Source organism: Actinoallomurus acaciae, assembly GCF_042429965.1.
GTDB lineage: Bacteria > Actinomycetota > Actinomycetes > Streptosporangiales > Streptosporangiaceae > Actinoallomurus > Actinoallomurus acaciae.
Genome location: NZ_JBHLZP010000280.1, coordinates 1 through 10762 on the forward strand (window position 1 = coordinate 1; position 10762 = coordinate 10762).

The window sequence follows — 10762 nt, forward strand, 5'->3', positions numbered from 1 at the left end:
TCGACGCGGCGTCGGTGTCCGCCGACCAGCCCGGCGCGGGCGATGGTGTATCGGGGTCGTCCTCTGGGGCGCAGGTGGGAGCGGGCGAAGGTGTGGCGGGACGGGGCGTGCCGATCGCCGGACAGAACCCTTCTGCTCCGTCGTCGCAGGAGCGGGTCGGCGCAGGAGAGGGAGACGAGGGCTCGTCGGCCACGGCTCGTACCGCTTCCTCGGCCGAAGGGAGCGATGCCGGGCACTCGTCGAGCGTCGCGGGTCGGAGGTCTCCGGCCGGTGGCTCTCTCGCTCCGCCGGAAGAGACGCGTGCTGCGAGTGGCGTCGTCGGCTCTCCCGCCGACGGTGACGTCGGCTCGACGGGTGGCGACACCCACGGCGCCCACGCCGACACCGACGACACCGCGCAAGACGGTTCCGGGGCCTCTGTCGCCCCGACGGCAGGGGACGAGGTGGGCGCGGCTCAAGCCGGCGCGGGCGAAGAAGCTCCGGCTCCAGGCGCCCCCGAGCGCGGTTCGTTGCACGATCGGACCATCGCGGATCTCGGGGTGCTTCGGTATCCGGATGCCACGGGCGACGATGCCACCGTCATGGACGGTGAGGGTGAGGACGACACCGTCGACGACAGGGCTCTCGGTGTCACGATGATGGACTCGCTCGAAGAGCACGTGAACAACGCCACCTCCCTGGACGCGCTCGAGCAGGCCAAGAACGCCACCTACCTCGACTGGATCGGCGGTACGCGCGCCGACGCCGGGTCCATCCCCATCGTCGTGCCGCCCTCGCCCCTGACGCCCGGGCCGCCGCGTACCCGCATGCTCGATCAGCAGGAGTCCGAGCCGCCCGAACGGCCCGGTACACGCATCATGTCCGAGGCGGACCTGTTCGGTGGCGCGCCGATGCCCGAGCGTCCCGTCGAGCAGATCGCCCCGCCGCCTCCTCCGGCGCCGATGCCCAAGGTGGCCGAGCGGTTCGGCATCCGGTTCCTGTGCGGGGCGGACGACGCGAGCGAGCTGTTCGATCGGCTGCATCGGCGCGGACGGCAGCCCGGGCAGCCCCTGGCGCTGCTCATCGTCGGAGAGGCGCACACCGGGCAGCGGCGGCTCACCCGGCTCGTCGCCCGTACGCTCGCCGGCGCCGGGGTGGGCGACGGCTCGGTCCGTACGGCCGACGGTTCGGAGCTGCGCGGCGACCACGTGACGGCGGTGACCGCGATTCTGCGCGGTGCCGGGCCGCCGCTGCTGTTCGAGCGGCTGGACCGCGCCGTCTTCGACGCCGCCGACCCCGCGAGGGTCGTGGCCGCCGTCACCGGCGCGCGCGAGAACAAGGCGGCGCTCATCGCCACCTGCGACCCCGCCTCGTACGAGCGGCTGCCCGCCGAGCTGACCCGGGTCTTCCAGGTCTTCCGGCTGCCCGACCTGACGAACATCCAGGCCCGGATGGCCCTGCTGCACGTCCTGGCCGACGAACGGCGGACGACGATCACCGCGGCCGGGCTCGACGTCGTACGAGGGGATCTGACGCGGCTCACCGGCCACGGTGACCTGGTCGGCGCGCGGCTCGTGGAGGCGTACCTCGACCGGGCGGTCGCCCGGCACATCGACCGGGCCGGGGCCCCGCGCGACCGGATGGTCCTCGTGCCGGTCGACTTCGTCGGGGTGGCCGAGGAGCTAGAGCCGGCGCTGCGGCCTCCTCGCGACGTGGACGGCTACCTGCGCGGGCTCGAGGAGATGATCGGGCTGGACGAGGTCAAGCGGACCGTCGGCGGCCTGGTCGCCGAGGCCCGCATGGCCGCCGACCGGGCCGTTCGCGGGCTGCCGTCCGGCAACCTCAGCCGTCATCTGATCTTCCTCGGCCGGCCGGGCACCGGGAAGGCGACCGTCGCGGGGCTGATCGGCGGCATCTACGCGGCGCTGAACCTCCTCGACACCGGGCAGCTCGTCGTACGAGGCGCGCGCGACCTCGCGGGCGGCGACACGGTGGCGAACGTCGCGGCGTCGGTGGACCGGGCCATGGGCGGCGTGCTGTTCATCGAGGACGCCTACCTGCTCGACCGCATGTCGGCCGCGGTGGAGGAGCTGTCGCGTCTCATGGAGGAGCGACGCGACAAGTTCATGGTCATCTGCGCGAGCCCGCCGGACGAGATGGAGGGCCTCCTGCTCGCCAGGCCCGGCTTCCGCGCGGAGTTCGGAGCGATCGTCGAGTTCGGGGAGCCGACCGAGCGGCAGCTCGTGCAGCTCTTCTCAAGGCTGGCCGAGCGCGACCTCTACATGCTCGACGAAGAGCTGCGGGTGGAGCTGATCGAGCGGTTCGCCGACATGCGGAGATATCCGGAGTTCGCGTTCGCCGACACCGTACGCCGCCTGTTCGACCAGACCGTCGCCCGCCAGGCGGCACGGCTCGCGGGGTCGCGGGTCGACCCGGCGGCGGTGGCGCGGCTGACCGTGGGCGACCTGCCGGAGTCCCGGGGCGGGCAGCTACTGCACGAACTGCGGCTCGGCCGCGGCCGGCGCCCTTAGGCCTGTCTCGAAGTCCCCGTTCGTAGCGAGCGGTGTCCAGGGGGCGACGACGCGGCGAGGCGTCGCGCAGTGGGCAGCCTTGGGACGACGCCGCGCGTTCTGGCCGTGGTCGCCCACGAGATCGTCGGTTCCGGTGGCTGAAGCACGCCGTACGGGTCGCCGGGACCCGTATGGCGAAGAACCATGCGACTAGACCATGGGGACCACTCGGGAGATGGCCGCCGAATGGTCCTCTTGGGTCATGTCCCGATCCGCTGGTGGCGCGTAGCCTCGATGGCAGGTGGGGACGAGCGGAGGTGGACGCGGTGCGTCAAGCAAATGTGGATCTGCGCGTCCACGACCGGGTCGCGCTTGATGAGATCGAGCTCTACTCCGAGATGCTCAGTGCCGTCGCTTCGGCCGAGCGTCCGCTGACGGTCGACGAGATCGACATGGTGCTCGGGATCGGTCACACAGCCCAGTCGTGAGGGCCGCCGTGGTCGGAAGTCTCCGTGGGGGCGCGGAGACGGCCACGGCGACCGGGGGCGAAATGTGACGTTTTTCACGAACGAACGAGTCGGGCGATCGCGGCCGAGGCCTCCTTGACCTTCTCCTCCGCCTCGGGGCCGCCCTCGTCGATGGCCTGGGCCACGCAGTGACCGAGGTGGTCTTCGAGCAACCCCAACGCCACCGACTGCAGGGCGCGGGTCACCGCCGAAACCTGTGTCAGAACGTCGATGCAGTACTCATCCTCGGCGACCATGCGCTGTAGACCACGCACCTGACCCTCGATCCGCCGCAGCCGGGTCAGGTAGGCGTCCTTGTCCTTCGCGTAGCCGTGCATGGGCGCAGGGTATACCCCTATGGGGTAAACGGCAACAGATCGTTTCAATCGACACTATTCCGGGTAGAGCACGCGAGCACGGTCGGTGATCACCTCAGACCAGGATGAACGCGCTGCCTGGAGGGGGATGTGGTCGGTAGCGTGGGGGCGAAGGTTCGCTTTCCTGCTGGTTAGCCGTACCATCCTCTCCGGACTGTTCCCGCACTTCAGGAGAAGGACGTGCGATTCCGACTCACGCCGCGTGAGGACAGCTACTACGACATGTTCGCGGACTCCGCGAACAATCTGGTCACCGGCGCCAGATTGCTCGTGGAGCTCATCAGCGACGGCGGCAACCGTGAGGGGATCGCGGAGAAGATGCGCGCCTGCGAACACGCAGGCGACGAATTCACTCACGCGATCATGCGCAGGCTCAACGAGAGCTTCATCACGCCCTTCGACCGAGAGGACATCTACCGGCTCGCGTCGTCGCTCGACGACGTCATGGACTTCATGGAGGCGGCGGCCGACCTCGTGATGCTCTACAAGATCGACGAGCTGCCCGGAGACGTCGTCGACCAGGTCGAGGTGCTCGAACGGGCCGCCGAGCTCACCGCCGAGGCGATGCCGCGCCTGCGCGGCATGAAGAACCTCAGCGAGTACTGGATCGAGATCAACCGTCTCGAGAACCAGGGCGACCAGGTCTACCGCCGTCTTCTCGCCGAGCTGTTCGGCGGCGAGTACGACGCGCTGACCGTCCTGAAGTTCAAGGAGGTCGTCGACCAGCTCGAGGCGGCGGCCGACGCCTTCGAAAAGGTGGCCAACACCGTCGAGACCATCGCGGTCAAGGAATCGTGACCGCGCACCGGGCCGACGTGGCCATCGAGGGGAAGGACACGCGAGAGTGGAGTTGACCGCCCTCATCGTCGTGGTCGCCATCGCGTTGTTCTTCAACTACACCAACGGCTTCCACGACGCGGCGAACGCCATCGCCACCTCGGTCTCCACCCGCGCGCTGACACCGCGCGCGGCGCTGGCCATGGCCGCCGTGATGAACCTCGTCGGCGCGTTCCTGGGCACGGGCGTGGCCAAGACCGTCGGCAGCGGCATCATCGACCCGCCGAAGGACCTGCACGGCCTGACGATCGTCGCGGCCGCGCTGATCGGCGCGATCGTGTGGAACCTCATCACCTGGTATTTCGGCCTACCGTCCTCGTCCACGCACGGCCTGGTCGGCGGCCTGATCGGCGCCGCGCTCGCGGCCTCCGGCAGCGTCCTGTGGGCGGACGTGCTGGAGAAGGTCGTCCTGTGGATGGTCCTGTCGCCGGTGATCGGCCTGATCCTCGGCTACCTGGTGATGACGGGGTTCCTGTGGATCTTCCGCAACTCCTACCCGGGCCGGGTGGGCCGCCGCTTCCGCATCGCCCAGTCGCTGAGCGCGGCGGCGATGGCGCTCGGACACGGCCTCCAGGACGCGCAGAAGACCATGGGCATCATCGTGCTCGCGCTGGTCACCACGGGTTACCAGGACACGACTGACTCCCACGTGCCGGTCTGGGTCATCCTGATCTGCGCGGCGGTGCTGTCCCTCGGCACGTACGCGGGCGGCTGGCGGATCATGCGGACGCTCGGCCGACGGGTCATCGAGCTCGACCCGCCGAAGGGGTTCGCCGCCGAGGCCACCGCGGCGAGCGTCCTGTACGCCACGGCGTTCATCTGGCAGGCGCCGGTCTCCACCACGCACACGATCACCGCGGCCATCATGGGCGTCGGCTCCACGAAGCGGCTGTCGGCGGTGCGCTGGGGCGTCGCCGGCAACATCGTGGTGGCCTGGGTCCTGACCATCCCGGCCGCCGGCATCGTCGCGGCCGTCGCGTACGGGGTCATCAGCCTGTTCCACTGACCGGCGTCCGGCACCGAGCGCGGCGGAGTGCCGGACACCGGTCGGTCCAGGTTCGTGTTCCTCCTCCGGGAGACGCGGCGCGTACGCCGGTGCCCGGACGGTGCCCCCGCTCCGTCCGGACACCTTCGTTCCCGCGAGCGTCACCCGAAGCGACCGGTGATGTAGTCCTCCGTTGCCTTCTCGCTCGGGTTCGTGAAGATCTTGTTGGTGTCGTCGATCTCGACCAGGCGCCCCGGCTGTCCCTGGCCGGCCAGGTTGAAGAACCCGGTCCGGTCGCTCACCCGGGCGGCCTGCTGCATGTTGTGCGTGACGATGACGATCGTGTACTGGTCCTTCAGCGACGCGATCAGGTCCTCGACGGCGAGAGTGGAGATCGGGTCGAGCGCCGAGCACGGCTCGTCCATGAGCAGCACCTGCGGCTCGACCGCGATCGCCCGCGCGATGCAGAGCCGCTGCTGCTGACCGCCGGACAGGCCCGCGCCGGGCCGGTTGAGCCGGTCCTTGACCTCGTTCCACAGGTTCGCGCCGCGCAGCGACCGCTCCACGATCTCGCCGAGCCGGTTGCGGCCGCGGACGCCGTTCAGCTTCAGGCCGGCCGCCACGTTGTCGAAGATCGACATCGTGGGGAACGGGTTCGGCCGCTGGAAGACCATGCCGACCGCACGCCGGACCGCGACGGGGTCCACGTCCGAGCCGTACAGGTTGAGGTCGTCGAGCATCACCTTGCCCTCGACCCGTGCGTTGGGGATCACCTCGTGCATGCGGTTCAGCGTGCGCAGCAGGGTCGACTTGCCGCATCCGGAGGGGCCGATGAACGCGGTCACGGAGCGGGGTTCGACCGTCATCGAGATGTCCTCGATGGCCCGGGTCTTGCCGTAGTAGGCGTTCAGCCCGGAGATCTCGATCCGCTTGGCCATGGGGGCACTACTCCTATCGGGAAACGGGCTTGCGCAGGCGGGCGACGATGCGTGCCACGAGGTTGAGCAGCATGATGATCACGATCAGGGTGAGTGCGGCCGCCCACGCCCGGTTGATCGCGGCATCGTTCGGCCGCCCCGCCTGGTCGAAGATGAAGAGCGGCAGGGCCATCTGCGGTCCCTGGAACGGGTTGTTGTTGATCGCCGAGGTCACGAACACCGTCAGCAGCAGGGGAGCCGTCTCGCCCATGACGCGGGCGATGGCCAGCATGATGCCGGTGATGATGCCGGTGAAGGCCGTCGGCAGCACGACGAAGCAGATCGTCCGCCACCGGGGCACGCCCAGCGCGTACGAGGCCTCGCGCAGGTCGTTCGGGACCAGCTTGAGCATCTCCTCGGCGGCGCGGACGACGGTCGGCATCATCAGGATCGACAGTGCCAGCGCGCCGGCGAAGCCGGAGAAGCTGAAACCGAGCAGCAGGAGCCAGAACGCCAGGATGAACAGGCCCGCCACGATCGAGGGCAGGCCCGTCATGACGTCCACGAAGAAGCTCACGAGCTTGGCCAGCCGGCTGTCCCGGCCGTACTCCACCAGGTAGACGGCGGTCAGCACCCCGATCGGGATGGCGATGATGCTCGCCAGCAGGACCTGCTCGACGGTTCCGATGATCGCGTGGTACGCGCCGCCGCCGACGTCGTTGGCGCCGATGCCGTTCAGGGAGTGGGTGAAGAACTCCGGGTCGAAGCGCTTGATGCCCTTCGACACGACCGTCCACAGGACGGACAGCAGCGGAATGACCGCGAGCAGGAAGGCCACATAGACGAAGATCTGGACGATCCGGTCCTTGGCCTTGCGGCCGGCGGACACCCCGCGCAGTGTCGGCTGATCAAGAGTGCTCACGAGTCCTCCTTCGCCGGTGCTGGTCGGTTCGCTCGTTCACACGAACTCCTTGCGGCGCGCGACGATCGCCCGGGCGAGCATGTTGACGACAAGGGTGATCACGAACAGCACCAATCCGGAGGCGATGAGCGCGCCGCGGCCCGTGTTCCCGGCCATGCCGAAGGTGTTCGCGATGTTGGCGGCGAAGGTGTTTCCGCCCGGCCTGAGGATCCGCAGCGAGATGCCGGACGCGGTGGACAGCACCATCGCGACCGCGATGGTCTCGCCGAGCGCCCGGCCCAGGCCGAGCATCGCGGCGCTGACCATGCCCGAGCGGCCGAACGGCAGCACGGCCATCCGGATGACCTCCCAGCGGGTCGCGCCCAGCGCCAGGGCCGCCTCGACGTTCGCCCGCGGCACCTGCAGGAACACCTCACGCGAGATCGAGGAGATGATCGGCAGGATCATGATCGCCAGCACGACGGAGGCGGTCAGGATGGACTGCCCGCCCACACTGTCGCCGCCGAAGAGCGGGAACCAGCCGACGTCGTCGTGCAGGAAGTTCGCGACACTGGCCATCTTCGGCACGAAGAACTGCAGGCCCCACAGGCCGTACACCACGCTCGGCACGGCGGCGAGCAGGTCGACCACGTAGCCCAGGCCGGAGGCCAGCTGGCGCGGCGAGTAGAAGGCGATGAACAGCGCGATTCCGATCGCCACCGGCGTGGCGAGGATCAGCGCCATGAAGGACGACAGCAGTGTGCCCCACACGAGCTGCAGGATGCCGAACCGCGGCTGGGCCGCGTCCGGGTTCCACTCCTGTGAGGTGAAGAAGTTGGCCTTGTCCGCCCGCAGTGCCGGGAGGGCCTTCGCGATGAGGAACACCGCGATCGCCGCGATGATGAGGAGCAGAAGGATGCCGGAACCGCGGGCAGAGGCGCCGAACAGGCGATCCCCCAGGCGGCCGGTGCTGAGTCTGCGTCCCCGTCCGCCCAGGGAGCCGGTGGCACCCTGCTCAAGGGTCTCGCTGGTCACTCGTTCGCACTCCTCGTTACTCATGGGCTGGTTATGCCACCGAGCCGGCGCGGTCGATCCGCGCCGGCTCAGAGACCGTCTCGGTCAGGCCAGGCCCTTCACGGCCGCCTGGACCTTGGTCAGGATCGCGTCGGGGATCGGCGCGTACCCGAGGCCGCTCAGGATCGACTGACCCTGCTGGCTGGAGGTGTAGGTGAGGAAGGACTTGACGAACTTCGCCTGCTCGTCGGGGAGACCCTTCTCGCAAACGATCTCGTAGGTGACCAGGACGATCGGGTAGCCGTCCTTGGCCTTGTAGTCGAGCGACAGGGACAGGTCGTTGCCCTGGCCGGCGACCTGCGCGCCCGAGATCGCCTTGGAGGCGGTGTCGGAGCTGACCTCGCTGTACTGGCCGGAGCCGTTCTGGATCTTGGCGGTCTGCAGCTTGCCGTTGGTGGCGTAGGACAGCTCGGCGTACCCGATGGAGCCGTCACCCTGCTTGACGCCGGTGGAGACGCCGTCGGAGCCCTTCAGGCCCTGGCCGCCGGCCGCGGACGGCCAGGTCTTCCCGCCCTCGAACTTCCACACGTCCGGTGCGGTGGCGAGCAGGAACTTGGTCAGGTTGTCCGTCGTGCCCGAGTCGTCCGAGCGGTGCAGCGGCTTGATCGGCGTGGACGGCAGCTTCACGCCGGAGTTGTCCTTGGCGATCGCCGGGTCGTTCCAAGTCTTGACCTTGCCCGCGAAGATGCTCGCGAGCGTCTTGGGCGCCAGCTGGATGCCGTCGACGCCCTTGAGGTTGTAGATGATCGCGATCGGGCCGCCGACCATGGGCAGGTCGAGCGCCTTGCCGCTCTTGCAACGGGCATCGGCCGGGCCGTGCTCCTCGGGCTTGAGCGCCGAGTCCGAGCCGGCGAAGGCGACCTGGCCGCCGGTGAACGCCTGGACGCCCGCACCCGAGCCGCTGCCGTTGTAGTTCACGTTGGAGCCGGGGCAGCTCTGCTGGTAGCCCTTGATCCACTCGCTCATGGCGTTCGCCTGAGCCGTGGATCCGGCCGCGTTGACCGTGGACTTCACGCAGTCGCCGCTGGCCGCGGCGGGCGCGTCGCCGTTCTTGTCCGTACCGCACGCGGTCAGCGAAAGCGCACCCACGAGGGCTACGCCGCCGATGGCGGCCAGCCGTGTGCCGATCTTCACCGAAACTTCTCCTCAAAGGTAGTCGGGCGGTCCTCCGGGCGTTTGTCCAGGTTGGGACCACCATCGATGCCCGACGCTAAGGAGAAGAGGTGTCCACTCACTCTGATCTAGGTGAACGGAGAATGAACTCAGGTGTGATGTCTGGGAAAAGTAGGTGTTACGAGAGGCGACCGTTCGGTTAACGGCCCCACACCCGGGCGCGTCAGGGCTGGTGACGCTTTGGTGACTACCCGATTTACCACTAGTTGCGGTACATGGCGTCGGTCGAGCGGAGTTCGAAGCCGAGCTTTGTGTAAAGGGCCGTTGCCGCCGTGTTCGACTCGTCGACGTACAGCATGACCGCGGGCAGGCCCCTGCTCTCCAGGTGCCGCAGCCCGGTGACCGTCAGGACGCGGCCCAGTCCGAGCCCCTGCGCGGACGGGTCGACGCCGACCACGTACACCTCGCCGATCGGGCCGTCATCGTGCACCTTCGTCCAGTGGAAACCGAGCAGCCCGGCGGCCTCGTCTCCGTCCCCGTCTTCGCGCTCGGCGAGGAAGAAGCCCTCCGCGGAGAACCACGGCTCGCGCTCGCGGCGTTCGAGGTCCGCTCGCGTCCACCGGCCCTGCTCGGGGTGGTCGGCGAAGGCGCGGGCGTTGACGCGGACCCAGGCGTCCTCGTCCCGGCCGGGGGTGAACGTGCGCAGACGTACGCCGGGCGGGAGAGTGACCTCGGGCAGCGGAGCGCCGGAGGGGCGCTCCATCTTCCACAGAGCACGGAAACGTTCGAAGCCGAGTGCCTCGGCGAGCGCGACGGCGCCGGGCAGTTCGCCGTGGGCCCAGACGTTCAGCCTCTCCACCTGGCCGGCCAGTGCGGTGGCGAGCGCGCGGCCGTGACCGCGCCGCCGGAACGCGGGCCGGACCGCGAGTTCGGCCGCGTCGCCGTCGAGGACGGCCACTCCCGCCGGCGTGTCGCCGTCGTAGGCGAGCACGGCGCCGCCGCCGTCGCGCAGCCGCAGCAGGGAGCTCTCACCGATCGGCCGCACGCCGTCGGCGTCCGCGGCCTCCTCGATGAGGTCGAGAACCGCCGCGACCTCGTCGTCCGTCAGTTCGTTCCGTACGACCAGGCTCATGTCCGGAGCCTACATAGGCCGAATCGTGGAGCCTGACCCGAGGTCGCCTGTCACGATGTGGTTTCAGGGTGTATGCGACTCCTCCCGCGAGCGTGGTGGGGTGCCATAGCATCTGCGCACTGACTGCGCGGGGAAGGCGGCCGTCGTGGGCGATCCCGGAATGCCGATCATGGCGGGGCTGCTCGCCGTGCCCTTCGGCGTACTGCTGTTCGTGATCGTGCTGGCGCTGATGGGCCGCAGATGGGCCGCACCGGTCGCGCTCGCGGACCCGCCGTTCGAGGACGACCTCGACGAGCCGACGCCGTACGCGGAGCCGTGGGGCTACTACGAGCCGCCGCGCGCGCCGGCCCCGATGCCGCCCGCGTACGATCGCGGACCCGCGCGGCAGTGGCCCGCCCTTCCACCGGCCCCGCAGCCGCGGAACGCCCTGC

11 protein-coding genes are annotated in these 10762 nt (G+C 69.3%); 5 read left to right on the forward strand and 6 right to left on the reverse strand.

The features are described 5' to 3' along the window. Positions 1 to 581: 581 nt before the first annotated feature. Entirely contained in the window at positions 582 to 2510 is a 1929-nt protein-coding gene (locus ACFFNX_RS30295) for a P-loop NTPase family protein (protein WP_378209284.1), read from the forward strand. Positions 2511 to 2806: 296 nt separating this feature from the next. After that, complete coding sequence (locus ACFFNX_RS30300) at positions 2807 to 2977, forward strand: hypothetical protein (RefSeq protein WP_285568121.1); 171 nt, start codon at positions 2807 to 2809, stop codon at positions 2975 to 2977. Positions 2978 to 3051: 74 nt separating this feature from the next. On the opposite strand, the gene ACFFNX_RS30305 is transcribed toward ACFFNX_RS30300, so the two are convergent. Continuing rightward, a complete protein-coding gene (locus tag ACFFNX_RS30305; RefSeq protein WP_141955241.1) occupies positions 3052 to 3333 on the reverse strand; it encodes a metal-sensitive transcriptional regulator in 282 nt (93 codons plus the stop codon). 219 nt (positions 3334 to 3552) lie between these two features. Between ACFFNX_RS30305 and ACFFNX_RS30310 the strand changes: the two genes are divergently transcribed. Together ACFFNX_RS30310 and ACFFNX_RS30315 are read left to right on the forward strand one after the other, a co-directional pair. Next, entirely contained in the window at positions 3553 to 4170 is a 618-nt protein-coding gene (locus tag ACFFNX_RS30310) for a DUF47 domain-containing protein (RefSeq protein ID WP_378209285.1), read from the forward strand. Between the two features lie 46 nt (positions 4171 to 4216). Beyond that, complete coding sequence (locus ACFFNX_RS30315) at positions 4217 to 5215, forward strand: inorganic phosphate transporter (protein WP_378209286.1); 999 nt, start codon at positions 4217 to 4219, stop codon at positions 5213 to 5215. Between the two features lie 140 nt (positions 5216 to 5355). Here the strand turns inward: ACFFNX_RS30315 and pstB are convergent, their stop codons facing one another. The 5 genes from pstB to mshD form a co-directional block, all read right to left on the reverse strand. Beyond that, positions 5356 to 6132 carry a phosphate ABC transporter ATP-binding protein PstB gene (gene pstB, locus ACFFNX_RS30320; protein WP_378209287.1) on the reverse strand — a complete coding sequence of 259 codons (777 nt, stop codon included), beginning with the start codon at positions 6130 to 6132 and terminating at the stop codon, positions 5356 to 5358. Between the two features lie 13 nt (positions 6133 to 6145). After that, positions 6146 to 7033 (reverse strand): phosphate ABC transporter permease PstA, encoded by an 888-nt coding sequence (gene pstA, locus ACFFNX_RS30325; protein WP_378209288.1) that lies wholly within the window; start codon positions 7031 to 7033, stop codon positions 6146 to 6148. 36 nt (positions 7034 to 7069) lie between these two features. Continuing rightward, positions 7070 to 8071, reverse strand: coding sequence for a phosphate ABC transporter permease subunit PstC (gene pstC, locus ACFFNX_RS30330; protein ID WP_378209289.1), 1002 nt, complete (start codon positions 8069 to 8071; stop codon positions 7070 to 7072). A 60-nt stretch (positions 8072 to 8131) separates the two neighbouring features. Continuing rightward, complete coding sequence (gene pstS / locus ACFFNX_RS30335) at positions 8132 to 9220, reverse strand: phosphate ABC transporter substrate-binding protein PstS (RefSeq protein ID WP_378209290.1); 1089 nt, start codon at positions 9218 to 9220, stop codon at positions 8132 to 8134. A gap of 241 nt (positions 9221 to 9461) precedes the next feature. Next, entirely contained in the window at positions 9462 to 10331 is an 870-nt protein-coding gene (mshD, locus tag ACFFNX_RS30340) for a mycothiol synthase (protein ID WP_378209291.1), read from the reverse strand. 145 nt (positions 10332 to 10476) lie between these two features. Here mshD and ACFFNX_RS30345 point away from each other — a divergent pair. Further along, the coding region (locus ACFFNX_RS30345) for a hypothetical protein (protein WP_378209292.1) at positions 10477 to 10762 on the forward strand (286 nt) is incomplete at its 3' end.

What these genes read in the sequence shown, in the direction of transcription:
- pstB (WP_378209287.1), bottom strand. Translation starts at nt 6,132, where the DNA reads ATGGCCAAGCGGATCGAGATCTCCGGGCTGAACGCCTACTACGGCAAG.
- mshD (WP_378209291.1), bottom strand. Translation starts at nt 10,331, where the DNA reads ATGAGCCTGGTCGTACGGAACGAACTGACGGACGACGAGGTCGCGGCG.
- pstC (WP_378209289.1), bottom strand. Translation starts at nt 8,071, where the DNA reads ATGAGTAACGAGGAGTGCGAACGAGTGACCAGCGAGACCCTTGAGCAG.
- ACFFNX_RS30305 (WP_141955241.1), bottom strand. Translation starts at nt 3,333, where the DNA reads ATGCACGGCTACGCGAAGGACAAGGACGCCTACCTGACCCGGCTGCGG.
- ACFFNX_RS30295 (WP_378209284.1), top strand. Translation starts at nt 582, where the DNA reads ATGGACGGTGAGGGTGAGGACGACACCGTCGACGACAGGGCTCTCGGT.